Genomic DNA, 26,146 nt, shown 5'->3' on the forward strand with positions numbered 1-26,146 from the left:
GGGGCCTCCTGGACGGATGTCGCGATGGCCCAGGCGCACGGCTCCCGATATCGCGCGACGGCGAAGGCCGCTCCCCGATGGTTGGTCCATCCCGACGCGCCAGTCACGGCCCGCGACGAGCCTAGCACTCGCGGATCGGGGCGGGCTGGGGCACGGTGGTAGGGGGGATCGTGCCCGCTGCGCCCCAGGGAGACGGTTATGTCGGATCACACTTACCGGGTGACGGAGATCGTGGGTTCGTCGCCCGAGGGCCTGGACGCGGCGATCCGCAATGGGATCGGCCGCGCGTCCAGGACCTTGCGCCATCTGGACTGGTTCGAGGTGACCCAGGTGCGCGGTCATATCGTCGATGGCGTTATCGAGCACTATCAGGTCGGTCTGAAGGTGGGCTTCCGGATGGATGAGTCCGATACGGACGCGGCCGGCTGAGGCCGCCGCTGGGGCCGGTCAGCCGCTCACAGGTGGCCCGGGGCACCGCCGTCCGTCTGCGCGCGGCCGGCGGCGAGCGCGCCGGAGAGCAGGTCGCCCTCCAGGAGGGTGGCGTCGGTGAGCCGGGCGACGGAGGCGTGCGCGTTCAGTACGGCCTTGGTGGTGCGCAGGGCACCACCGGGTCTGCGCAGCAGGGGGCGGATCCAGGCGTCGATGACGCCGTCGAGTTCCGCCTCGGGGGCGACCTTGTGCAGGACGGACAGTTCGCGGGCGGTGGCGGCGTCGAAGCTTTCGCCGGTGAGGATGAGTTCCCGGGTTCTGGCGGCGCCGGATTCGTGGAGCATGCGGGGCAGCGCGCCGCCCCAGGCCACGGGCAGTCCGACGGCGAGTTCGGGGAGCCGGAAGCGGGCGGTGTCGGCGCCGGCCCGCAGGTCACAGAAGACGGCGAGCGCGACGCCCGCGCCGATGACGCGGCCGTGGAGCCGGGCGATGGTGATGGCACTGGTGGTGGCGAGGGAGTCGCACACTCGGCGGGCCTTGCCACTGAGGGCGCGCATTCCGGAGCCGGTGGGGTCCTGGGCCATCAGCCGGTCGAATTCGGTGCGATCGGCGCCGACGCAGAAGTCGTCGCCGGCGGCGGAGAGCGTGAGGACCCGGACCTCGGGGTGGTCGTGTGTGAACTCCAGGACCGACAGCAGTTCGTCGAGCACCTCTTCGGTCACGAGGTTGCCGTTCTCGGGGGTGTTGAGGCTGACGCTCACCACCGACCCATCGCGCTTGACCAGCAGGCTGGTGAATTCACTGGACATGGGTAAGAGGTTCCTGTTCATCAACCGGTGGTCACGGGCAGAGCGGTGTAGTGCCGGAAGGCCACGCGGGACTCCCACTGGGGCGGGGCGCTGACGCGCAGCGTCGGGAAGCGGCGGATGACGGCGGAGAGCAGCAGTTGGGCCTCCATCCTGGCCAGGCCGGCTCCGATGCAGTAGTGGACGCCGCCGCCGAAGGCGAGGTGGGAGACGTGGCCGCCGCCCTCGCGGCGGATGTCGAAGGTGTCGGGGTCCTCGGTGCGCGCCGGGTCGTGGTTGGCGGAGGCGATCACCGTGTGGATGAGTTCGTCCTTGGCGATGGGGACGCCGGCGACGACCATGTCGTGGGCCGCGGCGCGGGTGGTCACATGGACCGGGGGGTCGTAGCGCAGCACCTCTTCGACGGCCGCCGGGACCTCGTACGGGTTCTCCAGCAGCAGGCGTCGCTGGTCGGGGTTCTGGTCGAGGGTCCAGATCAGGTTGGACAGCAGGGTGGAGGTGGTCTCCAGGGCCGCGCCGACGATGAACATCACCAGCAGATAGACGGCGTGGTCGGCGGCCTCGGGGTCGGGTTCCAACTGGTCCCAGCCCCTGATCCAGCTGGATATGACGTCATCGCCGGGGTTTTTCCGGCGGTCCTTCACGAGGTTGGTGAAATACTCGCGCATCCCCAGCATTCCGACATTCGCGGTCGCCAGCTGACTGGGGGTGGGGAGCAGTTCCTGCGCGTAGATATGGGCGTGACTCAGGGAGCGTACGAGGTCGTAGTCCGCCCGGGGAATTCCCAGCCAGTGGCCCATCGCGGCGATGGTGAGTTCTTCACTGACCAGAACGGAGAAATCGGCCTCACCCTCCTCGCGTATTCGCTCGGCAAGGTTGTCGAGAAGCTGCTCGATGGTGGCCTGTATCGGCCCGTTCAGCTTTTCCAGGGTGCGCCGGTCGAAGATATTGCCGATGGAGCGGCGGGCTTTGGTGTGCTCGGGCGGATTGAGCCCTTGCAGTACGGCGCCGAGCTCCGCGGCGGAGGGCGCCCCCCAGCGCCCGTCCGCCCGCCGGGTCCGCCATGCGTCATCGAGGGCCCGCCAGGACTTGGTGTCACGGAGTATCCGGTCGCACAATTCGTAGGAGGTGATCAACTGCGCCCCCCAGGGCGAGGGAACCACCTCGCCCATTTCCCTGATCTCCTTGAATATGGGATAGGGATCCGCCTGTCCACGCGCGTTGCGCAGACGTGAGAGCAGTGAGACAACTGAGCGTGGATTGATTACCGCATTGCGCTCGGAAAGTGCCACGAACACTCCTATGAGGTGCACTAATGGGGTCGCGTCATTCATGTCAGCCGCACTCGTCACGAGGCGGCCGACATGACCGCTGACACCATTACCCCCACCCTTGGCCATCTACGCATATGTCACATGAATAGTCCTCTGTTGCTTGCGTCACACCCGCCACCAGGACAGGAAGGAACTCCACAGACCTCCCTTGGCGGCCTGTGCTCCGGACTGTTTGCGCTGCGCGGCGGCCTCCTGCTCGGTCGGCGCCGCCTGCCGCTGCCGGCGTACCGGGGTGAACCGGGTGGGCAGCGTGCTCAGCGCCCGGTGAACGGCGCCCTGACGGAATTGCAGGCTCTCGGCGGGAACGGCCAGTTCGATGTCGGGAAGCTGGTTGAGCAGCCGCTCTATCGCGCCGACTGCGATCAGCGAGGCCGAGTCCTTGGCCGGGCAGGCGTGCGGCCCGGCGCCCCAGGCGAGGTGGGCGCGCCGGCTGACCACCTGGGAGGAGGCCAGGGCCGGGTCGGCGTTGGCAGCCGCGAAGCTGATCACCACCGGATCGTTGGCCCGCAGCGGAACACCGCCCAGATCGGTGTCGCGAACCGGGTAGTGGGTGGCGTAGTTGGCGATCGGCGGATCGTTCCACAGCACCTCGGTGAGGGCGTCCTCGACCAGGAGCCCGCCGCCACCGATGTCGCCGAAATAGCGCTCGTCGGAGAGCATCAGCATCAGGCCGGCGGCTATCAGGTTGCGTTCGGCCTCGATGCCGGCGCCGAGGGTGACGGCCAGTTGGTGGGCGATCTCCTCGTCGGTGAGCTGCGAGGGGTGTTCGATCATCCAGGAGGTGACGTCGTCGCCCGGCCTCTTGCGCTTCTCGACGGACAGCGCGTACAGCGTCTGGGACAGCACCTCGTTGGCGGCCACCGCGTCACCGGTGCCGTCGAACATGGCGGTGAAGCCGTGGATGATGTTGTCGCCGATCTCCGGCGGGCAGCCGAAGAACTCGTTGAACACCAGGAAGGTGAGTTCCTTGGCGTACTCGTTGAGGAGATCGACGCTGCCCCGGTGGCTGAACTGGTTCACCAGGTAGGTGGAGACCTTCTCCACGGTGCGGTTGACCCGGAAGGCGTCCAGCCGGGCGAGGCTGTCGGCGACCGGGGGCCGCAGCCGCAGATGCTGGGCACCGTCGGCGAACAGCGTGTTGGGCCGGTAGCCCATCAGCGCCATGATCGGGTGGTCCGGGGAGACCGTGCCCTCGTTCAGGGCACGCCAGCGGCGGGCGTCCCGCACGTAGGCGTCGGGGTTCTGCAGTACGTGCAGCGCGGCCGAGTAGTCGGTGACCAAGGTGGCGTCCACCCCGGGCGCCAGCTCGACCGGTCCGGCCGGACCGTACTCCCTCAGATAGTCATAAAAGGCGTGCGGGTTGGCGGCGAACTCGGGCCCGTACAGGGGCACCCGTTCCACGCCCTGCTGCTCGCCACCACCCCCCTGGTGGGCGGGGCAGCCGGGCGGGGGGCCGTCAAATCTGGGCTGGGGTTCCATTGATACTCCTAGCTGGAACGATTCTGTAGATAACGCACCAGGGCCACCAGCGCGTTGGCCGATGACTTCTCATCACGTGCGTCACAGGTGACGATCGGGGTGTCGGGCAACAGGTCGAGCGCTTCGCGGAGTTCGCTGTCGGGACGGTTCGGCTGGTCGTCGAATCGGTTGACCGCGATGGCGAACGGGATCCCGTACTTCTCCACCAGGTCCATGACCGCGAAGGACTCCTGGAGGCGTTCGGGGTCCACGAGCACCAGCGCACCCAGGGCACCCCGGCTCATGTCCTCCCACACCTGGACGAAGCGCTGCTGACCCGGCGTACCGAACAGATAGAGCACCAGGCGGTCGCTGAGGGTGAGGCGGCCGAAGTCCATCGCCACCGTGGTGGTGGTCTTGCCGTGCACCCCCTTCAGATCGTCGACATGCGCGGCGGCCTGAGTCATCGTCTCTTCGGTGCGCAGCGGGGGGATTTCGGACAGGGTGCCGATAAAGGTCGTCTTGCCTACCGCGAAATGGCCGACCACCAGGATTTTTGCGGCAATCTGCACACTTTCCTGGAGGTGGACGCTGTTACCCGAAACGTGCCTGGAGTCCATTGAGCACCTCCTGGAGAACCTGGACATCGGTCAGATGGGCACGCGGGATGGGGGCACGCATCATGATGCGTCCCTCTTCCGCGAGATCGGACAGCAGAACCTTGATGATGCCGACCGGAAGATCCAGATGACCGGCGATCTCGGCGACCGAGAGATAACCGCCTTCGCACAGCTCCATCACGCTGCGCTTCTCGGGGTCCAGGGGACCCTGATGCTGGTTTCCCTCCGTGGCGGTCACCAAAGTGATCAGCTCAAAACGATCGCTTTGGGGGAGACCACGGCCATTGGTGATCACATACGGACGTACTAAATCAGCTGATTCGGCGGGCAACTCGTCTGGGACATCACTCATGTGGGGATTCCGGAATTCTCACGGGGCGGGGTCGACAGTGCCTTGCCGAGCTGGTTGACCAGCTGCTGCATGCGGAAGGTGATGTCCGCCATGTCCACACGCGGCGAGGCGGAGACCGCGAGGTAGGCGCCCTCGCCGGCCGAGATCAGGAACACGAAGCCGCCGTCGAACTCCACCAGCGTCTGCCGCCAGCGCATGGCGCCGTTCCCGCCGAAGCCGGCCACCGTACGGCTGAGCGACTGCATGCCGCTCATCGCCGCCGCAATGGTGTCCGCGTCGTCCTTGGGGACGTCCTTCGAGCGGGCCATCAGCAGACCGTCGGCCGACACCAACAGGGCGTGCCGGGCCTCGGGCACCTCAAGGGCGCTCTCCAGCATCCAAGAGAGATCATGGTTCACTGCTGCTCGGGTCCTTCCGTGCTGGGAGCGTTGTTACGGCCGGCCTGGGTGCCTCGTTGGAAGGCGCCCATGATCGATGCGGTCTCTTCGCTGGAGCGGGCCGGCGCTTCCGCGCCGCGCGACTCGGGCTGCACGATGGACATCCCGCGACGCCTGCGCTTGGGCAGCCCGCCGGAGGTGGTCCCGGTGACCACGGCCGGCGCCTGGCCGGCCGGGGACGCGTCCGTGGTCGGCGTGGTCTCCGGCTCGGGCATGGTGGTAAGCAGCTCCTGGGGCAGAAGGACTACCGCACGCACACCGCCGTAGGGGGACGAGGAGTCCACGGAGACGTTGAACCCGTACCGCGCGGCGAGCACACCGATGACGGCGAAGCCGAACTGCGGCGGGTTGCCGAGCTCGGTCACCCCGGGCGGGGTGTCCCCGGACAGCAGCCGGGCCGCCCGGTTCTTCTCCTCCTCGTTCATGCCGACGCCCGCGTCGTCGATCATCACGATGACGCCCTTGGGCACCGTACGGATGTTGATCTCGATCGTGGTCTCGGGGGACGAGTAGCTCGTCGCGTTGTCCAGCAGCTCGGCGAGCGCCAGGGCCACCGGCTCCACCGCGCGGCTGACCACCGCGAAGTTGCTCTGCGAGCGCACCTCGACCCGGGTGTAGTGCCGGATGCGCCCCTTGGCGCTGCGCACCACGTCATAGACCGAGGCCACCGCGCGGGACCGGCCCAGCCACCCGTCGCACAGCACGGCGATGGACTGCGCGCGCCGGCCGAACTGGGAGTTCATGTGGTCGATCTCCAGGAGGTCCTGGAGAATGTGCAGGTCTCCGTACTTGTCCTGCACCTTGGAGATGGACAGCTGCTGCTCGTTGGCCAGACCCTGAAGGGTCCGCATGGCGGCCTTCAGCGCCGTCTTGGTGCCCTCCTCCGCACGGCTCTCGGCCTCGGCGACAGCCTCGGTGAAGGAACCCTCCAGCTCGGCGTGCCGGGTGGCGAGCTCCTCATTCTCTTCGCGTAGCTTTGCTCTCGCTTTTCGGCCGCGATAAATCACGGTGGCGGCGAGAGGAGTTCCGGCGACCAAACCCCAGACCGCTGGATCCTGTAGTGACGTCATGAGATTCTCTTTAAGCTAGACCGCATCTATTCGCTTCCTGGCACGGTTCTTTCACAAGAAGAGAACCGGCTTCACATGTAATCCTCAATTGGCCGGGCCGCGGGTGGCTTCATCGATGCGGTGCGAATCGGCATACCTGCGGCAGCCTTGAGGATTACCGGCACTCGGCCGGGCGCACACCGCATAACAGCTGGTCAGGTGGCCTGTTGGGTCCGCCCCCTGACGGCAGGGGTCGCCCTGCTGACGGCATAACGCTCCTCGGGGATGGCCCGCTCGGCTGATTTGCCTGATTGCCGTTCGCCATACGCGCCCACGGCTCGTTTGGCAAGCGCGGTGATCGTATCATCAGCAACACGGCTGACGCCTCTCACCAGGGCATCCTTCGAGTTTCCCTGACGTACTTTCAGCAGTCCAGTGGTCTTGGCCAATTGGACAACGTTGCTACGGCCCCCCGGCTATCGGCCGGCGGCAGCGGCGGCAGCGGTCAGCTCCGCCGTGGTCGGGGGATTCGCCCCGGTCCTGGTGCAGTTGATCGCGGCGGCCAGCGCACAGCGGGTCAACACCTCGGTCAGCAGGGCCGGTTCACGCGGCACCGAGCCGTGCCCGGCGATGGCGTCCAGCAGCGCGGCCTGGAAGGTGTCCCCCGCGCCGATGGTGTCCACCACCGTGATCGACGGGGCCGGCACCCGCACCTCGGCATCGGCGGTCAGGGCCAGACCGCCTTCCGCGCCCAGGGTCACCACCACCAGCTCCGGGCCCAGCGCCAGCAGTTCACGCGCGGCGGCCTGCGGGGTGAGCCCCGGATACAGCCAGCCCAGATCCTCGTCGCTGGCCTTCAGTACGTCCGCCACCCCCGCCAGCCGGACACCGGCCGCCCGGTAGGCGTCCCGGTCGGGCTGCACCGCGGGCCGCACATTGAGGTCGGCGACCACGGTGGCGCCGGCGCTCCGCTGCTCCTGGCACAGCGTCAGCACCCGTGCGGCGCCCGGCTCGACCACCACCGCCAGCGAACCGGTGTGCAGCACCGCTGTGTCCGAGGGCACCTCGATCCGCCGCGGGTCCCAGTCGGCGAGAAAGTCGTAGCGGGCTCCGCCCTCCGCGTCCAGATAGGCCAGCGCCACCATGGTGCGCTCGGAGTCGGCCGGGGCGCGGCGTACCTCCACGCCTATGCCGTCCAGATGCTCGCGCACCAGCGCGCCGGGCACATCGTCGCCCCAGGCGGTGATCAGGGTGACCGGGCGATCCAGCCGGTGCAGGCCGACCGCGACATTCGCCGGGCTGCCGCCGGGCACCGCCCGCAGCTCCCGCTCGCCGGCCCGCCACAGCAGATCGACCAGCACCTCACCGACGACGGTCACCCGGCCCGCGTTCATGCGCTTGCTCCCTCCGCACCGGACAGCCGGTACACCTCACCCGTAACGGATACATCATCCGTTGCCAGACCCCGGGACAGCAAGGTCCAGCTGCCCTCGGGTTCGGGATAAAACCGCAGGGTGAGGGCCTGACCGTCACCCGTGAACACCTCGGACACCGAGTGGTCGAGCAGCACGGTCAGCTCCACCGCGCCGCCGGGTACCGCCCCGGGCAGCGGCATCCGGTAGGCCCCGACATGGGCGCGCCGGTCACCGGAGGCACTCCCCCGGTCCACGGTCAGCCGCCCGTCGCGGATCTCCAGGTCGAGCCACTGCCCGGCGGGGCCGGTGGCGATCCGCAGCCCCCAGGCGGCGTCGGCGCCGAAGGACACCGCCAGCCGCAGCTCGGCGGCGCGCGCCAGCGGGCCCAGGGTGGTCACGGCGCCGGGGGACGCGGTGTGCGCCACGGTCAGCGGCGCCCCGGTACGCAGCCCGGTCAGCTCGCGGGCGGGCGCCTGGTGGACGGCGCCGCAGGGGGTGAGGGTCAGCTCGCGGGGCAGGGTGAGCAGCCCGGCCCAGCCAGCCTCCTCGCTCCAGGCGCTGTCCCTGGCCTCCCAGCACCAGCCCCACAGCAGCCACCGGCCGTCCGGGGCACGGAGCAGGGCGGGGGCGTAGAAGTCGGGGCCGTGGTCGAGGTGGACGGGGTCGGCGAAGGCGTACCCGCCGGTGGCCCGGGGGGTGCCGGTCCAGGCGGCGACCCGGTGCGGGCCGGTGCGCTGGTACCAGGTGCTGGTGAGCAGCAGGACCCGGCCGTCGGGGTAGGCCGCGAGCTGGGGGCACTCCCAGGCTTCGCCGGTGGGGACGCCGGGGCCGGCGTCGGCGCGGCGGTGCAGCGGGCCCTCGTACCGCCAGTGTTCGAGGTCGGTGGCGGAGTACAGCAGGGCGGCGCCGGAACCGTCGCGCAGTCCGGCGCCGACCAGCATCCGCCAGCCGCCGTCGGCGGCGCGCCATACATAGGGGTCGCGGTAGGTGGTGACCTCGGGCGGTGGTTCTTCGACGAGCAGGCCGGGGCGTTTGGTGAGGGTGCGTCCGTCGGCTCCGGAGTCGGCGGCAGCCACCGGCTGGTACCAGCGGCCGGCACGGTGCGCGGAGTAGAAGGCGGTGATCCGGCCGCCGGCCGAGACGGCGTTGCCGGAGTAGCAGCCGTCGGCGTCCTCGGCGGCGCCGCCGGACGGGGCGAGGGCGATGGGCAGTTCCTCCCAGCGCACCAGGTCGCGGCTGCGGTAGTGGCCCCAGTGCACCGACTCGTGCCGCGCGGCGGTGGGGTTGTACTGGAAGTACAGGTGGTACCAGCCGTCGTGGTGCACCAGACCGTTGGGGTCGTTGATCCAGCCGGTGGCCGGCCGGGGGCGCGCCGTGGGGTGGTGCGGGTCGGGGTGGGGGGCGTGCATGGTGTGGTTCACTCCTTGACCGCCTGGGAGGCGATGCCCTGGACGAAAGCGCGCTGGAAGATGAGGAAGACCACCAGGACGGGGAGGGTCATCATCGTGGCGAAGGCCATGATGTCTCCCCACTGGAGGGGCGGCAGGGTCTGGAAGACGGACATCCCGACCGGCAGCGGCCGTACGTCCTCGCTGCGGGTGACCATCACGGGCCACAGCAGCTGGCCCCAGACGGTGAGGAAGCCGAGGATGGCCACCGAGGCGTAGGCGGGCCGGGACAGCGGCACGATGATCGAGCGGAAGGTGCGCCAGGGTCCGGCCCCGTCCATCCGGGCCGCCTCCTCCAACTCGCGCGGCATGGCGAGGAAGAACGTGTAGAAGAGATAGATGAAGAAGGGGTTGGCGACGAACGGGATGATCTGGGCCTGGTAGGTGTTGTGCCAGCCCAGCTCGGTCATCATCAGCAGCAGCGGGATCGCCAGCGCTTCGAAGGGGATGATGATCAGCGCCACGACGGCGGCGAGCACCAGGTTGCGGCCGGTGAAGCGCAGCCGGGCCAGGGCGTACCCGAACATGCTGTTGACGATCAGTCCGGAGCCGACGGTGAGGACGCAGATCAGCAGGGAGTTGAGCAGCAGCCGGCCGAAGGCGGCGCGCTCCCAGGCGCTGCGGAAGTTGTCGAGGGTGATCCCGGTGGGCAGCAGGGCGCGCCAGCTGCCGCCCTGGGCGAGCACTTCGGCGTTGGGTTTGAAGGCGCCGGTGACCATGAAGAGCAGGGGGAGGACCATCACGGCGGCGATGGTGACGGCCAGGACGTAGTGGAGCAGCAGACGGTGTCTCATCGGACGGCACGCTCCTCGCGGCCGAGGCGGCGCTGGATCAGCGAGACCGCGAGGACGAAGAGGAAGAAGACGACGGCGATGGCGCTGGCCCGCCCGATCATCTGCCGGGTGTAGCCGGTCTGGAGGAGTTCCAGCATCATGGTGCGGGTGGCGTCCATGGGGCCGCCGGGGAACTGGGGCATCAGATAGACCTGGTCGAAGAGCCGGAAGGCGAAGATCGAGGTCACATTGATGACGAAGATCAAGGTGTTGCGCAGTCCGGGGAGTGTGACATGCCGGAACTGCTGCCAGGCGCCCGCGCCGTCCACCCGGGCCGCCTCGTACAGCTGGGCGGGGATGGCCTGGAGTCCGGCCAGGAAGATGATCATCTGGAAGCCGACGCCCTGCCACAGACTGGTGAGGACGACCGCGGGCAGCGCCCAGACGCTGGAGGACAGCCAGCCGGGCTGGAGCTGGCCGAAGGTGACAAAGCCCAGCACGCCGTTGACCAGGCCGCCCTCGGGCAGCAGCAACAGCTTCCAGATGACAGCCGCCACCGCCATGATCGTGACGGTGGGCAGGAAGTAGAGGGTGCGGAAGAGGGTGCGGCCGGGCAGCTTGCGGTTGACCAGGATGGCCAGGCCCAGGGCGGCGGCGGTCTGGAGGGGGACGATGACGGTGGCGAACAGCACGTTGTTGCCGAAGGCCCGCCAGAAGGCGGGGTTGGTGAAGATCCGCTGGTAGTTCTCCAGGCCGACGAAGGCGACGGGCAGCGGGGAACCCAGGCGCTGGTTGGTGAAGGACAGCACGACGGCGGACAGGAACGGGAAGATCAGGAAGAGCACCAGCAGCGCGGCGGCGGGTGCGGAGAAGAGGACGGCGGTGAGACGTTCTCCGACGGCGGGAGCCGTCAGCGGGCCGCGCGGTCGGCGCGCGGCGGGCGGGGCGGGGGCAGCGGGCATGGCGGAGTCACCTTGCGATGCGGGAAGTTGGCGGGGACGGTACGGCCCGGAGGCCGGGCGGTGGCGCGGTGCGGCTCGGCTCGGCTCGGTGAGCCGTCAGCGCAGGTCCGGGTAGCCGTCGTTGTCCTGGAGATCGCGGTCGATCCGGTCGACGGCCGCGTCGAGGGCCCGCCGGACGTCGGCGCCCTGAGTGATGTCGTCGACCGCCTGTGCGAACGCCTGGGTGATGGCCGGGTAGGCCGGGGTCTGCGGCCGGGGCACGGCCACCTCGGGGGCCCGGGAGAGGGCTTCGCTGGCGAGGGCCAGCGGGCCGCCGGCGGCGAAGGGCGCGGCGAGTTCGAGCCCGGAGCGGGTGGCCGGCAGGATGCCGGCGGCCTCGTGCAGGGCCAGCTGGCTCTCGGGGCGCAGCAGATGGGCCAGGAAGGCGGCGGCGGCGTCCGGGTCGGCGGCTTTGGTGGTGATGCCGAACTGCCAGGACCCCATGCCGGACTTGGCGCCGTGGCCGAAGTCGGGCAGCGGCAGCACCAGCAGGTCATCGCCGACCTTCTCGTGGTAGCCGCCGGCGTAGGCCCACACCCCGTTCCAGGACAACGGGCTGGCGCCGGACAGGAAGGGGGTGTCGTCCAGGCTCTCGGTGTTGATGTAGCCCTGGGTGAACCAGCTCTGGAAGATCTCCATCGCGGCGACGGACTCGGGGCCGTTGAGCACCCCGTCGGCGGTGTCGAAGCCGGTGCGGTCGATGAGGTCACCGCCGGCCGACTGGATGATGGGGCTGAAGGCGTAGCTGAACCACTCGCCCTGCCGCCCGTACCACAGCTGGGCGTCCATCGGGCGGCGGTGGCCGGCCGCCTTGAGGTCGGCGAGGATGCCGGTGAACTCCCGCGCGCTCCAGGCGTCGTCGATGCCGGCGGGGATGCGGGCGCCGATCTGTTCCAGGGCGGAGGCATGGGCGAAGATCACGGTGCCCGAGTCGTACGCCCCGACCCCGTACAACTGACCGTCGTAGGTGCCCTGTTCCACGATGGAGGGCAGCAGGTCGGCGACGGTCTCCGGCGGCAGGCAGCCGTCGAGCGGGATGAGGTTGCCGTTCCAGGCGTAGTTGTAGAGGTTGGGGCCGTCCAGGTCGAGGACTTCGGGGAGTTCACGGGAGGCGGCGGCGGCCTGCACGGCTTCGTTGTAGGTGCCCTCGGGCAGGCTCTCCACCACGACGGTGACCTGGTCCTGGCTGTCGTTGAAACCGGCCACCAGCGAGCGCAGCGCGTCCCGCTCGGGTCCGCCGGCGTGGGAGAAGAGGGTCAGCTCGTGCCGCCCCTCGATCACCCCGTCGCAGCGGGCCCCGGTGCCGCCGGGGCCGGCGGAACATCCGCTGGTCAGCGCCGCCATGGCCACCAGGGCTATGGGTAGGATCAGTTTGCGCATGGTTCAACCGTTCTCACTTCGCGAGGGGGATGTGCGGGCCGTGCGGTGGGGCCGGGTGGCAGCCCGGCCCCACCGGTTTCGTGGTACGTGGTGGGGGCTGGTGACCGGCGTACTCAGCCGGGGCGCGGAGGGCCGACGGAGTCGCGTACCCGCTGCGGCATGGGCACCCGGTGCACGGTGGCGGGCAGCGGTCCCGGCGACTCCTGACCGAGGATCAGTTCGACGGCGGCGCGCCCCAGTTCGAAGTGCGGCAGGGCGACGGTGGTGAGGGCCGGCCGCAGCCAGGAGGCGAAGTCCTGGTCGTCGAAGGAGACCACCGAGACATCACCCGGCACACCGAGCCCGGCCTCGGCGAGCGCCTGGTAGGCGCCGAAGGACAGCCGGTCGGTGGCACACACCAGGGCATGCGGCCGGTGTCCCGCGGCGAGCAGGGCGGCCACCTCACGCAGGCCGTCGCCGGTCTCCCACTCGCACTCGACGGTACGGGCCGAACCGGCGCCCGCCGCGCGCAGCGTCTCCTGGAGCCCGGCCAGCCGCTCCCGCCCGGCGAAGACACCGTCCGGGGTGGCGGGCAGCGCCTGCCGGCCGCCGATCGCCCAGATGCCGTCGCGGTGGCCGGCGGCCAGCAGCGTACGGGCGGCGGAGCGGCCCGCCTCCCGCTCGTCGGGGATGACGGAGGGGGCCGGGAAGCCGGGTGCCAGGCAGTTGAGCAGCACCACCCGGCGCCCGCGCAGTTGGGCGGGCGGGGAGACCTCGCGGGTGAACATGGTGGCGTAGACGACGGCGTCGGCCTGCCGGTCGAGCAGCGCGTTGACCAGGTCGGACTCGGTGTCGCGGGCGCCGTCGGTCTCGGTGATGAACAGCAGGTGGTCGCGCTCGCGGGCGGCCTGGAGGGCGCCGCGGATCACCTGACCGGCGTAGGGGGTGGTGGTGATGGTGTCGGAGACGAAGCCGATGGTCTGGGTGGACTTGGTGCGCAGCGAACGCGCCGTCACATTGGGGCGGTAACCCAGTTCGCGGGCGGCGGCGGTGACCCGGTCCCGGGCTGCCTGGGAGATCCGCATGTCGGTGCGGCCGGACAGCGCGAAGGAGGCGGTGGTCGGGGAGACGCCCGCGGCGCGGGCGACGTCCGCCATGGTCACGCGTCGTCGCGTCATCAGGGGTTTCCGCCTTGGCTAAATCGAATTAGCAGGTGCGTGCGACAGAATGCGCCCCGATGACCCCCGTGTCAATACTGTGGAAACCTCCTCCCGCACTTCGCCCGGATTGCCCGGAAGCTGCCGGGGGTTGGGGGCGTTGTGATCCCCGACACGGGCACGTTTCGGCCCCGGGCCCGGCTGGCAGGATCGCGCGTATGACGGCCGGCTTCACCGTGGACATCACGGGCACCCAGGGCATGCGGACAGGAGAATGGGCGCAGGGCGAGGAGTTCGCCATCCTGCCCGACCAGCGACAGCGGCACGCGGAGGCGGCCGGGCGGGTACGGCTGTACGCGCCCGACGACCCGGCGGTGCGCCACGGCGCGGACGGCGTCTCCCTGGTGAAGGCCGGGGCCGGCGGCCGGGCACCCGCCGCCGGGCCGGTCACGGTGGCCCAGGTGGAGGAACGGACCCGGAGCCGGCGCGGGAGGCCGCACCCCGTACTCGTCCTCCACGACCGCGCCGGGCAGCCGGCCGCCACCGTACGCCCCGAGCAGCCCGGGCTCGCGGAGCCCGGGCACTTCTCGGTGACCGACGCCGCCGGCCACCCGCTGTGCCGGATCACCCACGGCCGCTCCCGCTTCGGCCGGCGCGCCTACTGGCGGATCGACTTCCCCGACGACCGCCCGCCGCTGACCGGCTACCGGGGCACCTGGGCGGGCTGGCTGGGCTTCGCGCTGCTCCTCCCGCTGTGGGTGACCTTCTTCATCGGCTCCGTACTGGTGACCCTGCTGACCCTGGGTCATGTCGGCGAAATGCTGGTGTGGGGCTGCCCCAAGAACGTGGTGTGGCGGCGCCCCCGCTCGCTGCCGGGCCGCGGCCGGGCCATGACCTTCAGCTATCTGCGTACCGGCTACCGCTTCACCGACACCCTGCTGGACGAACGAGTCGCCCACAGCCAGGCAGCGCTGCACTATGTCACCAAGATGCACCAGGACTGAGGACCGTCCGTCCGGGAGATCGAGGGAGCCAGTGGTGGAAAGGGAGAGCGGGACAGTAACCGAGGAGATCACCGCGGCCGACGGCGTGACGGTGGTGGCGCACCGCTGGCTGCCGGCCGGCGGCGCCGGGGCCGTACGGGGGTGGGTGCAGCTGGTGCACGGGGCCGCCGAGCACGGGCTGCGCTACGACCGCTTCGCCCGGCGGCTGGCCGCGCGCGGCCTGGGGGTGGTGGCCTCCGACCACCGCGGGCACGGAGCGACCGCCGCGTACACCGGCGGCCTGGGGGTGGTCGGCGCGGACGGCTGGCGGGCGGTGGTCGATGATCTGCGGCTGGTCGGCGACCGGGCGCGGGCCCTGGCGCCCGGGGCGCCGCTGGTGATGCTCGGTCACAGCATGGGCTCCCAGCTGGCCCGCGACTACGCCCAGGAGTACGGAACCCAGCTGGCCGGACTGGTGCTGACCGGCACCTTCCGCTCGCTGCCCGGGTGCGATCCGCACACCGCGCTGCGCGAGCTGCGGGGGCAGATCGAGCGGGGCGGGCGGGCGGCGGCGTCGCCGTTCGTACCGGAGCTGTTCGGGGCGTTCAACGACCCCTATCCCTTCCGTACCGGCTTCGAGTGGCTGTCCCGGGACACCGCCGAGGTGGACGCCTATGTCGCCGACGAGCGGTGCGGGTTCCCCTTCAGCGCCGGGCTGGCGCTCGACTGGGTAACGGGGAACCGCAAGATCAACGACCCCGAGCAGCAGGGGCGGATCCCGCGCGGGCTGCCCGTCCATCTCGCGGTCGGCGACCGGGACCCGTGCCACGCCGGGATGTCGCTGGTGTACGGGCTGCTGGAGGACTTCCGCTACGCGGGCACCCGGGAGCTGAGCTGGCGGGCGTATCCGGGGGCGCGGCACGAGATCCTGAACGAGACCAACCGGGACGACGTCACCCGGGATCTGGTCACCGTACTCGAACGCTGGATCTGAGGAGAGGCGGCGCTCGGCGGCGCTCCGGTCTTGCCACCCCCTCCGTGGGGGGCGAGGAGGTGGCAAGCCCGTGCGTCACTCCCGCGTCAGCCGAAGATCACGTCGCTGCACAGGTAGTACGTCTGATCCATGTGCGCGGCCCGCCAGATGGTGTAGACCATGTGCCGGCCGCTGCGCCCGGGGGCGCTGGCGTCGATGCTCACCGTGACCCCGCCCAGCTGCGGCTCGGTGGACGGCGTGCCCTCGCCGGGGGCGTACGCGCCGGTGGTGCGCACCAGTTCCAGATCGCTCCACTTCAGCGCCTGGGTGGCCGGGTTGAAGCCCTGCCTGGTGACGTAGATCTGGTAGTACGTGGCGCCGTGCACCGCCGCGTCGTGCACCTGGACCCGGAAACTGGAGCTGGAGGCGATGTTCGTCGCCTGCCACGCGCCCACGGTGTCCATGGAGTTGTAACGGCCGCCCTCGGTGCGCCCGCCGCTGCACAGCTGGCCGTCGGGGATCGCGGCCTGGTGGTTGTTGTTGACGCCGTCGCGGTAGAGGCCGTTCCAGTTCCACATGGCGTTGGGGTTGGCCTGCCACGCCTGCCAGCACATGGGGTCCTGGGTGGCCATGGCGGGGTTCTGGAAGTCGTTGCCCCAGCGCTTCCAGCAGCCATAGTTGCGGGACATCGGATCGATGGTGGAGCCGTGCGCGGCGGCGGTGTCCGCCCACGGGATGAGACACAGCAGCGCGGCGGTCGCTACCGCCAGGGCCCGTAACAGCCCGGAACGCCGTTGGTGTGCAAGGGAATGCATGCCGACCCTCCATTGATGCGGCTCATGAATGGGAGCGCTCCCAGGGTAGGGCCGGGGCCGGGACCCGAACAGATGCGGAACCTGATCGACTCAGGCCGGTCCCGCGCCGGGGACGGGCGGGTCGGGGAAGGAGAGGCGGGAGAGGAATTCCGGGGTGCGGCTGTCGGGTTCGGCGCTCGCGCACAGGCTGTCCATGACCGCCATGTAGTCCTCGACATCGTCCCGCTTGTCGAGGTACAGGGCGCTGTTGAGCTGTTCGAGATAGACGATGTCCGGCAGATCCGGCTCCATGAAGCGCAGGATGGTGACCGGGGCGCCCGCCGTGGCCAGTCCGCCGAGATGGAAGGGAGCGATCTGGATGGTGACGTTGGGCAGTTCGGCCAACGCGCGCAGATGGGCGATCTGGGCGCGCATCGCCGCGGCGCCGCCCAGCGGCCGGTGCAGCGCGGCCTCGTCGACGACCGCCCACAGCTTGGGCGCGCGCGGCCGGTGCAGCAACCGCTGCCGCTCCAGGCGCAGTTCGACGCGCCGGTTGAGCTGCCGGGGCGTCTCGCGGGGGTGGCCGAGCGCGATGCAGGCCCGCGCGTAGTCGGGGGTCTGGAGCAGCCCGGGGATGAACTGCACCTCATAGGTGCGGATCACCGAGGCGGCTTCCTCCAGGCCGATCAGTGTTTCGAACCAGTTGGGCAGCACATCGCTGTACTTCTGCCACCAGCCGGGGTTCCCGGCCTGCCGGGTGAGCTCCAGCAACTCGGAGCGGCGCGGGGCGTCCACGACGCCGTACAGGGTCAGCAGATCGGCGACATCGCGTTCCTTGGCCGCCACCCGGCCCAGTTCGAGCCGGCTGATCTTGGCATGCGAGGCCCGGATGGCCCGGCCGGCCTCCTCGGGACGGATGCCGCGCTCTTCGCGCAGTCGGCGCAGCTGGGTGCCGAGCACGATGCGCAGTGCGGTGGGGCCGCCCCGGGTGTGGGCGAGCAGATCCGTCACCAAGGAGGCGCGGCCGGGTTCGGCTGAGGCCATCTGAGTTCCCCTGAGTGGTTGAATGTGCGCCCAGTGTCGCACTGTACGAGTGCGGAGTACAGCAACGGCGCCCCGCTCAGGAGCGTTTCGGGCCCGGCCGGGGCCGGGGCCGGGTGGCTCAGCCGGTGGTGTCGGCCAGGTCGTCGAAGTCACCGTCCTTCGCGCCGTGGATGAAGGCGCTCATCTCGGCGCGGGTGTAGATGAGCGCGGGGCCCCTGGGGTCACGGGAGTTGCGTACGGCCACTCCCCCGTCGGCCAGCCGGGCCACCTCGACACAGTTTCCGCTCGGGTTGCTGCGGGCGCTCTTGCGCCACACCGCGCCCTCAAGTCGCTCGGCTGAAACCCCGTTGGCGAACTGCGGCATAGCTCCTCCTCGGTCACCGTTCCGGCTCCGCCGCCCGATGGCGGCGGTCGCCGGGATCAAGGGCGATCCTTCCCCTCTCGGGGCGTGTTCTTGCATCTGTTCTTGCATCTGTTCTTGCATTCGTCCTTTCAGATGTACTTGCAGCGATACGCTCGGTTCAGTGAGGATAGACCCTGCGGAGTCGTCGCGCAGAGTCAGCTTTCGGAAACACAGTGCAGCGGAGGACGTATGCCAGCTCACTCGCCGTGGTGGACACCGGGGAATGCCCTGGGGGAGCGGGTGAGGGGGGCGCGCGGCGCGGCGGCGCTCAGCCCCGCGGCGGAGCGGGCGCTGCCCGCGCTGCCGCCGCTCGGTGGGCTGCCCGCGCTGCCGGCTCCGGACCCGGACGGCCAGAGCCCGGTGCGTGGTTCGGACGGGGCCGAGCCGGACTCGGCCGGCTTCGCGACGTTTCCCCTGGCCTGCTCCCCCGCCTCACCGGGCGGCGCGCGGGAGCTGACGCGCCGGACGCTGGAGGGCTGGGGGCTGGCGGAACTGGCGGACGACGCGACGGTGATCGTCTCGGAGCTGGTCACCAACGCGCTGCGGTACGGGTTGCCGCCCGGTGACTCCCGGGTTCGCCCGCTGCCGCCGGCCAGTCGTGACCAACCGTTTCTGCTGAGCCTGGTGCACTGCGGCGGCTCGGTGCTGTGCGCTGTCTTCGACCCGGGCAGTGACGTCCCGGTGGTGCGCGAGCCGGACTTCTGCCAGGAGTCCGGCCGGGGGCTGCACGTACTGGAGTCGCTGACACAGACCTGGGGCTGGACGGCGCCGAACGCGCACGGCAAGGCGGTGTGGGCACTGCTGCCGCCCGCCGAGCGGGCCGAGCAGGACGGGCCGGAGGACGGGACGCCGGAGGGCGGGCGGCCGGCGGAGCGGGAGGAGACCGAATGGAGCCCGCTGACGAGGCTGTTGCTGCTGCTGGAGCTGCTGAGCGGGCCGTCCTGGCTCAAGGAGCTGAGCGTGCCGGGTTCGGAGAACTAAGCCGTCCGCCGGGGGCGCGCAAGGGGAACAATGACGGGATCGTGCCATGACCTTCGCCCGTCATCGTCTCCCGGAGGCCCCGTGCGCGTGCCCCGGTGCGGTTACGCCCTGTTCGCCGTGTGGACCACGCTGTTGCTGCCCGGCGCGGCACCGGCCGCGGCGGCGGTCACCGTGACGGCGTCGGCGGGTCCGGTGGTCCGCGGCGGCGGCAACTGTGCGACGGGAGCGGCGCCTCGTACCATCTGCCGCCGATCCAGGGGCTGAACGTCTTCGGTCTGTCCCTGGCCTGAGCGGTATTACGGGGCCAGTTGCCGGTACATCTCGGTCAGGTCCTTGGCCAGCGTGCTCTTGACCCAGCGCGAGACGTCGTCGGCGAGCACCTCGTGGGCACCGGTCTCGATGCCGTCCAGCGCGGCGGTCGCGACATCGGCCGGATGGGACTTGGCGGACTCGACGGTGGCGGTCATGTCGGTGTCGACGTAGCCGACATGGAGTCCGGTGACCGCGATGCCGCGCGGGCGCAGCAGCAGGCGCAGCGAGTTGGTCTGGGACCACAGGGCGGCCTTGGACGCGCTGTAGGTGGTGCCGTCCGCCAGCCAGGAGAGCGCGGAGTGGACGTTGAGCAGGTGGCCGCCGCCGTTGCGCTCGATGACCGGCACGAAGGCGCGGGTGACCAGCAGCGGGCCGTAGAAGTTGATCTCCAGGTCGCGGCGGATGTCGTCCATCGCGCTGTCGAGGTAGTCGGCGCCGGTGAGGGCGCCGGCGTTGTTGATCACGATGGTGACGTCCCGGGCCGCGGTGGCGGCGGCCGTCACGGCGGCGGGGTCGGTGACCTCCAGCGCCAGGGGTACGGCGTCGGGGTGTGTCACGGTGCGCGGGTCGCGCGCGGTGGCGTAGACCTTGGCCGCGCCGCGCGCGTACAGCTCGGACACCAGTGCTTTGCCGATGCCCCGGCTGCCGCCGGTGACGAGCGCGGTGGCGCCCTTGATTTCCGTCATGACACGCACTCCTCCAACTGAAACCGATCGGTTTCCGCCACCGTAAACCGATCGGTTTCACAATTCAAGGCGCGCCGACCCCGCCGGCGTCCAGGAGGGTGCAGACCGTCGGCACCGCCAGTCCCACCGGCGAATCGGCCCCGACGCCGGCCCGGGCCGCCGCCCCGTCGAAGATCAGGATCAGCTGCCGCGCGAGCAGCCCCGGATCGCCCGACCCGCCGCGTTCGGCCTCGGCCCGGAAGAACGCCTCCAGTTCACCCTTCACCCGGCGGGCGACCCGGCTCGCGGGGTGACCGGGGTCCTTCAGCTCGATCTGCACGGCGAGATACGGGCAGCCCCGGTACTCCGGCCCCGCCGCCTCCTGCTCCAGCTGCCGGAAGACATGCAGGATCCGCTCCCGTGGCGAGCCCCCGTCGTCCGCCGCCGGCAGCAGCCGCGCTCCGTAATCGGGCGCCCGCCGCTCCAGGCTCGCGGCCAGCAGCTCGTCCTTGCTCTCGAACAGCTGATACATCGACCGCTTGGAGACCCCGGCCGCCCGGCACAGGGCCTCGACGCCGATGCCGACTCCGTCGAGATAGGACAGCGCGGCGGCGGCCTCCAGCAGCCGGTCGCGGGAGCTCGGTTGTGTCCTCGCACTCATACCGGCAGGGTAACGCCGCCCCGCCCACGAAGAAACCGACCGGTTTATCCGGTCGGGCCGCTCGGGGGGTGTCGTCGACGTGGCGCCGTCCGCCCGGAGGGCTGCCCCGCGGTGTCCGGTGCAGGGGGCACCTCCCGGCCATGGGGTATCCCCTGCTCGAAGAGCTTGGGGAAGGCGGGGGCGCATCGCACGGCGGAGGGGCGTCCTCGCTGGGGTATCCCCTGCCCGAAGAGCTTGGGGAGGGGTTGTTCGGGCGATGCGACAGCTCCGCTTCCCAGGTCCCTCAACAGAGCAGAGACGGAGCGAAGCGAAGTGCGGCGAGGCTCCCCCAGGCGCTTGGGGGCCTGGGAGGGGACCCCTGTGCCAGGCGGTGCGGGCCAGGCGGGACTCTGACGACACCCCCAAGGGTGGCCCCTCCTCCCGGCGGGCCGTGGGGGCCCGCCGGGAGGAGCGACCGTGGCGCCGTGGCGCCCGGAGGTCAGCAGTAGAGATTGCCGCCGGGGGTGGTGCCCAGCAGCGAGCTGAAGTGCTGGAAGGTGTTGATACGGCTCTGCACCTGGGCGGGGTTGCCGCCGTTGCACTCGATGCTGCCGTTGATGCTGCGGATCGACTCACCGAAGCCCGCGCCACTGACAATGGCCTGGTGGCCGCTCATGTAGCCGGCCCCGGACTGGGTGTTCCAGAACCACAGCGCGGTGCGCCAGGCGATGGCCGAGTCGTTCTGCACCAGCCAGGGGTTGCCGAGCAGATCGATGCCGAGGGCGTCACCCGCGGCCTTGTAGTTGAAGTTCCAGCTGAGCTGGATCGGCCCGCGGCCGTAGTAGGCGGCCTGGCCGGCGGGGCAGCCGTAGGGCTGGTTCCAGTCGCAGTAGTGGGGGTAGTTGGCGGTGTTCTGCTCCACGATGTGGACCAGACCGCCGGTCTCGTGGCTGACGTTGGCGAGGAAGGCGGCGGCCTCACGGCGCTTCACCTCGTCGCTGCCGGTGTTGGCGAAGCCGGGGTAGGAGCTGAGCGCGGCGACCAGCCCGCTGTAGGTGTAGAAGGAGTTCCGGTGAGGGAACATCTGATTGAACTGGGCCTCGCTCACCACGAACCCGCCCGGGGTGCCCGGGTTGCCGCCGCCACCGTCACAGGTGTGCGGGTGCCAGTACCAGTAGCTGATGACCGGGTCGTAGCCCGGGTTCTCGTGCTCCGCGCGGTAGTAACTGCCGTTGTAGCGGACGATACTGCCGGCCGGATACCAGGTGCCGGCCACCCAGTCCGTCGCCGTCGCACAGGTGGTGCCGGTGGCCTGGACGGGGGCCGCGTTCACCGCGGGCACCAATGCGGCACTGAGTCCGGTGGCGAGGAGGACGGCCATCAGTAATGTGACGATGCGTTGTCTCAGCACGCGGTATCTCCTTGGGAGAGCGACAGCGGGGTCACAACCTCGCCGCGCCGTGGGGGTGTTGCGCACACTGAAGCGCGCTCGGGACACCTCCGTCAAGGTCTAGACCAAGCCGATGGGTTCCGCCGTACCTTTCTGACCTGGTTCGCTCTCCCCCATTCGTTCTCCGGGACTTCTTCCCGATTTTGGCATGGACACTTCCTTCAACGCGCGTAGCTTGCTACAAGTACGGCAGCACAAAAGCTCGTTGGAGGTCCTGTGAGACTGACCCGATCCCTGTCGGCCGCATCCGTACTCGTCTTCGCCCTGCTGCTCGCGCTCCTGGGCATCACCCCGGCCCAGGCGGCCGGCCCGGCCTATGTGGCCCTGGGGGATTCGTATTCCTCGGGCAACGGCGCCGGAAGCTACATCGACTCCAGCGGTGACTGTCACCGCAGCAACAACGCCTACCCCGCCCGCTGGGCGGCGGCCAACGCCCCCTCCTCGTTCACCTTCGCCGCCTGCTCGGGCGCGGTGACCACGGATGTGATCAACAGTCAGCTGGGCGCCCTCAACTCGTCCACCGGACTGGTGACCATCACCATCGGCGGCAACGACGCGGGCTTCGCGGACGCCATGACCACCTGCGTCACCGGCTCCGACAGCACCTGCCTCAACCGCCTGGAGACCGCCAGGAACTACATCAACAACACCCTCCCCGCGCGGCTCAACTCGGTCTACGACTCCATCCGCAGCCGGGCCCCCAACGCCCGGGTGGTGGTCCTCGGATATCCGCGCATGTACCTGGCGTCCAACCCCTGGTACTGCCTGGGCCTGAGCAACACCAAGCGCGCGGCCATCAACACCACCGCCGACGTCCTCAACTCGGTCATCTCCTCGCGCGCCACGGCCGCCGGCTTCCGCTTCGGCGATGTCCGGCCGACGTTCAACACCCATGAGCTGTGCTCGGGCGACGACTGGCTGCACTCGCTGAGCGTGCCGGTGTGGGAGTCGTACCACCCCACCAGCAAGGGCCACCAGAGCGGCTACCTGCCGGTGCTGAACGCCAACTCCTGACGATTCGCGCACAACAGCGGCGCCCGCCCGGCTCACAGCGAGCCGGCCGGGCGCCGTTCCCCGTGGTCAGCCCAGGGTGCCGGTGACGGTGCCACCGCTGCGACGGACGGTGTACGCCACTTCGGCCCCGCTCCAGAAGTGGAACGTCAGCCGGACCATGGAGCCGTCCCTGATCTCCGCGAAGAACCCGGAGGTCAGCGTGATCCGGCCACCCGAGTAGTCGGGGGCGAAGGCCGCGCCGAACTCCTTGTAGGACGTCCAGTCGTGCGGTCCGGCGTTGCCGCCGTCCGCGTAGACCGCCTCCATGGTGGCCAGCCGGTCCCCGCGGAACGCGGTGGGGATGTGCGTACCGGAAGTGGCGCCCGTGGTGTCCGAGAGCACCGGGGGCTCGTACCTGATGATGTGCACATCCCAGGGCAGGCCGCGGGCGAACGCGACGGAGAGCACCGCGCTGACCCCGTGCGGGCGGTCCGCCGTGAGCCGGGCCAGGGTGGCGGCAGAGATCGTGAGCCGGTCGCCCTCGATCGTGTAGTCGGTGCCGCGCGCCAGTTCATCCGCGCCGTGCCGTACCGCTGTCACGGTGGTACCGGCCGGCGAGAGCGTGACGGTCGCCGCCGCCGGGCTCCCGGTCGAGGGGACGAAGATCTGGTCGGTGGACCCGGTGGCGGAGTCGACGGTCCAGCTGGAGCTGATCTGCCGGAACAGCGCCGGATCCCGCCAGGTGAGCGCGGTGCGGTCGAAGTGCTGGCCGTTGTCCCACCACATGGTGGTCAGCCGCTTCGCGCGGGCGTAACCACCCAGGAACTCGAAGAACTTGAGCTTCTCGCCCTGCTGGACGGTGTCGGTGCTCCGGTCGAAGCCGAGCAGCCCGTACTCCCCGACGATCACCGGGACACCCCGTGCGGTGAAGGCGTCGTGCACCCGGTCGAAGGTATCGGTCAGATCCCGCTGGGCGGTGGCGTCGAAACGGGTGCCCCCGGCGACATTCACGCTGAACGGCCAGTAGCCGTAATAGTGCACGGTGGCGACCAGCTGGGGATCGTCCAGAAGGGCGATGGTGTCGGCCAGTTCATTCACCCGCTCCCGCTCGGGTGAGGCGTGCAGCGTGGTCAGCACGAGGGGGCGGGTGGCGTTGGTCCCGCCGGTGCCGCGCACTCGGTCGACAAAGGTGCTGTTGAGTTCGTGCAGCAGCTCCGCGTTCTGGGCGTCACCCGAACTGCCGGTGAACGCCGGTTCGTTGATGCTCTCCAGCAGAAGCCGCGGCGAGGCGTCCCGGAAGGCGGCGGCGATCTGGTCCCAGGTCGCGGTGAACCGCGCCAGGACGGCGTCGTGCCGGGTGGGCATCTCCATCACCCACTGCCAGGAGTCGTGGTGCACATTGAGCAGGACGTAGAGGTCCTCCGCCAGGGCCCAGTCGACCACCTCGGCGACCCGGGCGAGGTGGCCGGGGGCGATGGCGTACGCGGGAGCCGGGCCCTGGTGCTGACTCCAGGTCACCGGAATCCGGACACTCTTGAAGCCCGCCGCGCGGATGGCCCGCAACTGCTCCCGGGTGACCCGGGGATTGCCCCAGGAGGTCTCGTCGGATCCGGTGGCATCCAGGGTGTTGCCCAGATTCCAGCCGGGCTGCATGGCGGCGACCACGTCGGCCGCCGGCTCCTGGGCCGTGGCGGCCCCGGGACCGGGGGCCCTCGCCGATGCCCGCTCCGTCGCCACCGAGACCGGGCCGGCCAGCCCGAGGGCCAGCATCGTCAGCGCCGTCAGCGCGGCGCACCACCATGATGTACGTCTGTTGACCATCGCACTCTCCGTTCGTTCGCTGCCCGCCCCGGACAGCGGCGGCTCGCACGGGAACAGTGGGTGGGAGCGCTCCCAATCGGATGCTAGCGAGGGGACCCCCAGTCGTCACCGGTGCGCGCGGCAGTCGACCGGTTCGCCGCGGCCCTGCCCACCGCCGGCTGGGGCGACGCGGCGGCGATGGAACGGCTCACCCACATCCACCTCTGGGCCAATCACTCGGTGGACGACGACGTCGTACCGTGCCGGGAGGGGCGGTTCGGCAACCCCGGCACCTGGACCCTGTTGACTTCCTCCCTCTCGTGTTCGAGGGGGGCCTACGGCTCGCGCCGTGGGGTTTTCCGCTTCGACGCCGGTTGCCCGCCCGGAGTGCTCCGTTGAGGTCTTGCACCGGCTCCACAGACCGATGCCGCCGGCCCGGCGGCCTTGAGGTCACGCGCCGCGTTCACGTCCCCGTCATGGGACGCGCCACAGCCCTCGCACGTCCAGGTGCGGACGTGCAGAGGCATGCTCGCGGCGAGGGTGCCGCAGGCGGAGCACAGCCTGGAGGAGGGGAAGAAGCGGTCGACCGTGATCACTTCCCGGCCGTACCAGGCCGCTTTGTACTCCAGCATGTTCCGGAACTCGCTCCAGCTCGCATCCGAGATCGCCCGGGCGGGCGTGTGGTTCTTGACCATGTTGCGCACGGTTCTCACGAACGAGCCGAGTGGTCAGCTGTGCAGGTGGTCCCGCCTGCGGTCGGCGATCCGGGCATGGACCCTGGCCACTTTCCGTCGGTCCTTGCACCGGTTGGCGCCATCACCTCTGGCCTTACGGGCGAGGTTCCGCTGGGCGATGGCGGGCCGGGCGCGGTCGCGCCGCTCATGCCTCGGGTTGGCGATCTTCTCCCCGGTCGACAGCGTCAGCAGATGCTCCAGGACGACATCCACCCCCACCACCGTATCCGTGGCCGGCAACGGCTTCACCGTCCGGTCGTCGCACAGCAGGGACACGAACCAGCGCCCGGCCCCGTCCTGGGAGACGGTCACCGTGGACGGCGCCGCGCCCTCGGGCAGCGGACGCGACCACAGGATGTCCAGCGGCCCGGACATCTTCGCCAGCGTCGGCCGCCCATCCCGGAACCGGAGACCCGAGGTGGTGTGCTCGGCGGACTTCCGCGACCTCTTCCGCGACTTGAACCGCGGATACCTCGCCCGCTTGCCGAAGAAATTGCCGAGGGCCCCCTGCAAGGCCCGCAGCGCCTGCTGCAACGGCACCGACGACACCTCAGTGAGGAACGCCAGCTCCTCCGACTTCTTCCACACCGTCAGCATCGCCGAGGTGGCGTCGTAGTTCACCCGCTCGCCACGCGCCCACGCCTCCGTACGCGCGGCACCTGCTGCGCCGGGCCCGGGCGAACGGCAGCCACACGCTGTTCACCAGCTATCCGGCCGGCACCACCTTGGGCAGCCC

At 70.2% G+C, this 26,146-nt stretch carries 27 protein-coding genes, 1 pseudogene and 1 riboswitch; of the genes and pseudogenes, 6 read left to right on the forward strand and 22 right to left on the reverse strand.

Annotated features, from left to right (window positions below):
- Nucleotides 1–20: 20 nt before the first annotated feature.
- Nucleotides 21–117, reverse strand: a riboswitch (ZMP/ZTP riboswitch).
- A gap of 81 nt (nucleotides 118–198) precedes the next feature.
- Nucleotides 199–429 carry a dodecin gene (locus AC5WRL_RS18580; protein ID WP_496089694.1) on the forward strand — a complete coding sequence of 77 codons (231 nt, stop codon included), beginning with the start codon at nucleotides 199–201 and terminating at the stop codon, nucleotides 427–429.
- Between the two features lie 26 nt (nucleotides 430–455).
- On the opposite strand, the gene AC5WRL_RS18585 is transcribed toward AC5WRL_RS18580, so the two are convergent.
- The 14 genes from AC5WRL_RS18585 to AC5WRL_RS18650 form a co-directional block, all read right to left on the reverse strand.
- Nucleotides 456–1,238, reverse strand: a complete 783-nt coding sequence (locus AC5WRL_RS18585; protein WP_496089695.1) for an enoyl-CoA hydratase/isomerase family protein — start codon at nucleotides 1,236–1,238, stop codon at nucleotides 456–458.
- A gap of 20 nt (nucleotides 1,239–1,258) precedes the next feature.
- On the reverse strand, nucleotides 1,259–2,407 hold the full coding sequence (locus AC5WRL_RS18590; protein ID WP_496089696.1) for a cytochrome P450: 1,149 nt from the start codon (nucleotides 2,405–2,407) through the stop codon (nucleotides 1,259–1,261).
- 267 nt (nucleotides 2,408–2,674) lie between these two features.
- Nucleotides 2,675–4,048, reverse strand: a complete 1,374-nt coding sequence (locus AC5WRL_RS18595) for a cytochrome P450 family protein (protein WP_496089697.1) — start codon at nucleotides 4,046–4,048, stop codon at nucleotides 2,675–2,677.
- An 8-nt stretch (nucleotides 4,049–4,056) separates the two neighbouring features.
- On the reverse strand, nucleotides 4,057–4,647 hold the full coding sequence (locus tag AC5WRL_RS18600; RefSeq protein ID WP_496089698.1) for a GTP-binding protein: 591 nt from the start codon (nucleotides 4,645–4,647) through the stop codon (nucleotides 4,057–4,059).
- Entirely contained in the window at nucleotides 4,622–4,999 is a 378-nt protein-coding gene (locus AC5WRL_RS18605) for a DUF742 domain-containing protein (RefSeq protein ID WP_496089699.1), read from the reverse strand. Before AC5WRL_RS18605 ends, AC5WRL_RS18600 begins: the two co-directional genes overlap by 26 nt.
- The gene (locus AC5WRL_RS18610; protein ID WP_496089700.1) at nucleotides 4,996–5,397 is read right to left on the reverse strand and encodes a roadblock/LC7 domain-containing protein; all 402 of its coding nucleotides are present in this window, start codon (nucleotides 5,395–5,397) and stop codon (nucleotides 4,996–4,998) included. The genes AC5WRL_RS18605 and AC5WRL_RS18610 overlap by 4 nt, the downstream gene beginning before the upstream one ends.
- Nucleotides 5,394–6,506 (reverse strand): ATP-binding protein, encoded by a 1,113-nt coding sequence (locus AC5WRL_RS18615; RefSeq protein WP_496089701.1) that lies wholly within the window; start codon nucleotides 6,504–6,506, stop codon nucleotides 5,394–5,396. Before AC5WRL_RS18615 ends, AC5WRL_RS18610 begins: the two co-directional genes overlap by 4 nt.
- A gap of 194 nt (nucleotides 6,507–6,700) precedes the next feature.
- Nucleotides 6,701–6,934 (reverse strand): hypothetical protein, encoded by a 234-nt coding sequence (locus AC5WRL_RS18620; protein WP_496089702.1) that lies wholly within the window; start codon nucleotides 6,932–6,934, stop codon nucleotides 6,701–6,703.
- Between the two features lie 27 nt (nucleotides 6,935–6,961).
- On the reverse strand, nucleotides 6,962–7,879 hold the full coding sequence (locus AC5WRL_RS18625; protein ID WP_496089703.1) for a carbohydrate kinase family protein: 918 nt from the start codon (nucleotides 7,877–7,879) through the stop codon (nucleotides 6,962–6,964).
- A complete protein-coding gene (locus tag AC5WRL_RS18630; RefSeq protein ID WP_496089704.1) occupies nucleotides 7,876–9,309 on the reverse strand; it encodes a glycoside hydrolase family 32 protein in 1,434 nt (477 codons plus the stop codon). Before AC5WRL_RS18630 ends, AC5WRL_RS18625 begins: the two co-directional genes overlap by 4 nt.
- Nucleotides 9,310–9,317: 8 nt before the next feature.
- On the reverse strand, nucleotides 9,318–10,142 hold the full coding sequence (locus tag AC5WRL_RS18635; RefSeq protein WP_496089705.1) for a carbohydrate ABC transporter permease: 825 nt from the start codon (nucleotides 10,140–10,142) through the stop codon (nucleotides 9,318–9,320).
- On the reverse strand, nucleotides 10,139–11,083 hold the full coding sequence (locus AC5WRL_RS18640; RefSeq protein ID WP_496089706.1) for a carbohydrate ABC transporter permease: 945 nt from the start codon (nucleotides 11,081–11,083) through the stop codon (nucleotides 10,139–10,141). The genes AC5WRL_RS18635 and AC5WRL_RS18640 overlap by 4 nt, the downstream gene beginning before the upstream one ends.
- Nucleotides 11,084–11,179: 96 nt before the next feature.
- Nucleotides 11,180–12,502: an ABC transporter substrate-binding protein gene (locus tag AC5WRL_RS18645; RefSeq protein ID WP_496089707.1), complete on the reverse strand. Its 1,323-nt coding sequence runs from the start codon at nucleotides 12,500–12,502 to the stop codon at nucleotides 11,180–11,182.
- A gap of 113 nt (nucleotides 12,503–12,615) precedes the next feature.
- Nucleotides 12,616–13,659, reverse strand: a complete 1,044-nt coding sequence (locus tag AC5WRL_RS18650) for a LacI family DNA-binding transcriptional regulator (RefSeq protein WP_496089708.1) — start codon at nucleotides 13,657–13,659, stop codon at nucleotides 12,616–12,618.
- 197 nt (nucleotides 13,660–13,856) lie between these two features.
- On the opposite strand from AC5WRL_RS18650, the gene AC5WRL_RS18655 reads away from it, so the two are divergent.
- Entirely contained in the window at nucleotides 13,857–14,642 is a 786-nt protein-coding gene (locus AC5WRL_RS18655) for a hypothetical protein (RefSeq protein ID WP_496089709.1), read from the forward strand.
- Nucleotides 14,643–14,676: 34 nt separating this feature from the next.
- On the forward strand, nucleotides 14,677–15,615 hold the full coding sequence (locus AC5WRL_RS18660) for an alpha/beta fold hydrolase (protein WP_496089710.1): 939 nt from the start codon (nucleotides 14,677–14,679) through the stop codon (nucleotides 15,613–15,615).
- Nucleotides 15,616–15,701: 86 nt separating this feature from the next.
- Here the strand turns inward: AC5WRL_RS18660 and AC5WRL_RS18665 are convergent, their stop codons facing one another.
- From AC5WRL_RS18665 to AC5WRL_RS18675, 3 genes are all read right to left on the reverse strand, one after another.
- Nucleotides 15,702–16,409 (reverse strand): lytic polysaccharide monooxygenase auxiliary activity family 9 protein, encoded by a 708-nt coding sequence (locus AC5WRL_RS18665; RefSeq protein ID WP_496089711.1) that lies wholly within the window; start codon nucleotides 16,407–16,409, stop codon nucleotides 15,702–15,704.
- Between the two features lie 90 nt (nucleotides 16,410–16,499).
- Nucleotides 16,500–17,432: a Sco1979 family transcriptional regulator gene (locus AC5WRL_RS18670; RefSeq protein WP_496089712.1), complete on the reverse strand. Its 933-nt coding sequence runs from the start codon at nucleotides 17,430–17,432 to the stop codon at nucleotides 16,500–16,502.
- A 118-nt stretch (nucleotides 17,433–17,550) separates the two neighbouring features.
- A complete protein-coding gene (locus AC5WRL_RS18675; protein WP_496089713.1) occupies nucleotides 17,551–17,796 on the reverse strand; it encodes a DUF397 domain-containing protein in 246 nt (81 codons plus the stop codon).
- A 228-nt stretch (nucleotides 17,797–18,024) separates the two neighbouring features.
- Here AC5WRL_RS18675 and AC5WRL_RS18680 point away from each other — a divergent pair, with 228 nt between their 5' ends.
- A complete protein-coding gene (locus tag AC5WRL_RS18680) occupies nucleotides 18,025–18,816 on the forward strand; it encodes an ATP-binding protein (RefSeq protein ID WP_496089714.1) in 792 nt (263 codons plus the stop codon).
- A 296-nt stretch (nucleotides 18,817–19,112) separates the two neighbouring features.
- Here the strand turns inward: AC5WRL_RS18680 and AC5WRL_RS18685 are convergent, their stop codons facing one another.
- The 3 genes from AC5WRL_RS18685 to AC5WRL_RS18695 all read right to left on the reverse strand — a co-directional run bounded on the left by AC5WRL_RS18685 (nucleotide 19,113) and on the right by AC5WRL_RS18695 (nucleotide 21,814).
- Nucleotides 19,113–19,814 carry an SDR family oxidoreductase gene (locus AC5WRL_RS18685; protein WP_496089715.1) on the reverse strand — a complete coding sequence of 234 codons (702 nt, stop codon included), beginning with the start codon at nucleotides 19,812–19,814 and terminating at the stop codon, nucleotides 19,113–19,115.
- Nucleotides 19,815–19,878: 64 nt separating this feature from the next.
- Complete coding sequence (locus AC5WRL_RS18690) at nucleotides 19,879–20,454, reverse strand: TetR/AcrR family transcriptional regulator (RefSeq protein ID WP_496089716.1); 576 nt, start codon at nucleotides 20,452–20,454, stop codon at nucleotides 19,879–19,881.
- Between the two features lie 478 nt (nucleotides 20,455–20,932).
- A complete protein-coding gene (locus tag AC5WRL_RS18695; protein WP_496089741.1) occupies nucleotides 20,933–21,814 on the reverse strand; it encodes a glycoside hydrolase family 19 protein in 882 nt (293 codons plus the stop codon).
- Nucleotides 21,815–22,099: 285 nt separating this feature from the next.
- Between AC5WRL_RS18695 and AC5WRL_RS18700 the strand changes: the two genes are divergently transcribed.
- The gene (locus tag AC5WRL_RS18700; RefSeq protein WP_496089717.1) at nucleotides 22,100–22,897 is read left to right on the forward strand and encodes an SGNH/GDSL hydrolase family protein; all 798 of its coding nucleotides are present in this window, start codon (nucleotides 22,100–22,102) and stop codon (nucleotides 22,895–22,897) included.
- Between the two features lie 66 nt (nucleotides 22,898–22,963).
- Here the strand turns inward: AC5WRL_RS18700 and AC5WRL_RS18705 are convergent, their stop codons facing one another.
- Entirely contained in the window at nucleotides 22,964–24,697 is a 1,734-nt protein-coding gene (locus AC5WRL_RS18705; protein WP_496089718.1) for a cellulase family glycosylhydrolase, read from the reverse strand.
- A gap of 111 nt (nucleotides 24,698–24,808) precedes the next feature.
- On the opposite strand from AC5WRL_RS18705, the gene AC5WRL_RS18710 reads away from it, so the two are divergent.
- Nucleotides 24,809–25,075, forward strand: coding sequence for a hypothetical protein (locus tag AC5WRL_RS18710; protein WP_496089744.1), 267 nt, complete (start codon nucleotides 24,809–24,811; stop codon nucleotides 25,073–25,075).
- On the opposite strand, the pseudogene AC5WRL_RS18715 reads toward AC5WRL_RS18710, so the two are convergent.
- Nucleotides 25,012–26,007: pseudogene (locus AC5WRL_RS18715) on the reverse strand (RNA-guided endonuclease InsQ/TnpB family protein). The gene AC5WRL_RS18710 and the pseudogene AC5WRL_RS18715 sit on opposite strands and share 64 nt — an antisense overlap.
- Nucleotides 26,008–26,146 lie beyond the last annotated feature (139 nt).

This window comes from Streptomyces sp. NTD107, assembly GCF_059510435.1.

Coding starts and splice junctions, on each gene's coding strand:
- AC5WRL_RS18580 (WP_496089694.1), top strand. CDS start 199: ATGTCGGATCACACTTACCGGGTGACGGAGATCGTGGGTTCGTCGCCC.
- AC5WRL_RS18585 (WP_496089695.1), bottom strand. CDS start 1,238: ATGTCCAGTGAATTCACCAGCCTGCTGGTCAAGCGCGATGGGTCGGTG.
- AC5WRL_RS18590 (WP_496089696.1), bottom strand. CDS start 2,407: ATGGGCGAGGTGGTTCCCTCGCCCTGGGGGGCGCAGTTGATCACCTCC.
- AC5WRL_RS18595 (WP_496089697.1), bottom strand. CDS start 4,048: ATGGAACCCCAGCCCAGATTTGACGGCCCCCCGCCCGGCTGCCCCGCC.
- AC5WRL_RS18600 (WP_496089698.1), bottom strand. CDS start 4,647: ATGGACTCCAGGCACGTTTCGGGTAACAGCGTCCACCTCCAGGAAAGT.
- AC5WRL_RS18605 (WP_496089699.1), bottom strand. CDS start 4,999: ATGAGTGATGTCCCAGACGAGTTGCCCGCCGAATCAGCTGATTTAGTA.
- AC5WRL_RS18615 (WP_496089701.1), bottom strand. CDS start 6,506: ATGACGTCACTACAGGATCCAGCGGTCTGGGGTTTGGTCGCCGGAACT.
- AC5WRL_RS18625 (WP_496089703.1), bottom strand. CDS start 7,879: ATGAACGCGGGCCGGGTGACCGTCGTCGGTGAGGTGCTGGTCGATCTG.
- AC5WRL_RS18630 (WP_496089704.1), bottom strand. CDS start 9,309: ATGCACGCCCCCCACCCCGACCCGCACCACCCCACGGCGCGCCCCCGG.
- AC5WRL_RS18635 (WP_496089705.1), bottom strand. CDS start 10,142: ATGAGACACCGTCTGCTGCTCCACTACGTCCTGGCCGTCACCATCGCC.
- AC5WRL_RS18640 (WP_496089706.1), bottom strand. CDS start 11,083: ATGCCCGCTGCCCCCGCCCCGCCCGCCGCGCGCCGACCGCGCGGCCCG.
- AC5WRL_RS18645 (WP_496089707.1), bottom strand. CDS start 12,502: ATGCGCAAACTGATCCTACCCATAGCCCTGGTGGCCATGGCGGCGCTG.
- AC5WRL_RS18650 (WP_496089708.1), bottom strand. CDS start 13,659: ATGACGCGACGACGCGTGACCATGGCGGACGTCGCCCGCGCCGCGGGC.
- AC5WRL_RS18655 (WP_496089709.1), top strand. CDS start 13,857: ATGACGGCCGGCTTCACCGTGGACATCACGGGCACCCAGGGCATGCGG.
- AC5WRL_RS18665 (WP_496089711.1), bottom strand. CDS start 16,409: ATGCATTCCCTTGCACACCAACGGCGTTCCGGGCTGTTACGGGCCCTG.
- AC5WRL_RS18670 (WP_496089712.1), bottom strand. CDS start 17,432: ATGGCCTCAGCCGAACCCGGCCGCGCCTCCTTGGTGACGGATCTGCTC.
- AC5WRL_RS18675 (WP_496089713.1), bottom strand. CDS start 17,796: ATGCCGCAGTTCGCCAACGGGGTTTCAGCCGAGCGACTTGAGGGCGCG.
- AC5WRL_RS18680 (WP_496089714.1), top strand. CDS start 18,025: ATGCCAGCTCACTCGCCGTGGTGGACACCGGGGAATGCCCTGGGGGAG.
- AC5WRL_RS18685 (WP_496089715.1), bottom strand. CDS start 19,814: ATGACGGAAATCAAGGGCGCCACCGCGCTCGTCACCGGCGGCAGCCGG.
- AC5WRL_RS18690 (WP_496089716.1), bottom strand. CDS start 20,454: ATGAGTGCGAGGACACAACCGAGCTCCCGCGACCGGCTGCTGGAGGCC.
- AC5WRL_RS18695 (WP_496089741.1), bottom strand. CDS start 21,814: ATGGCCGTCCTCCTCGCCACCGGACTCAGTGCCGCATTGGTGCCCGCG.
- AC5WRL_RS18705 (WP_496089718.1), bottom strand. CDS start 24,697: ATGGTCAACAGACGTACATCATGGTGGTGCGCCGCGCTGACGGCGCTG.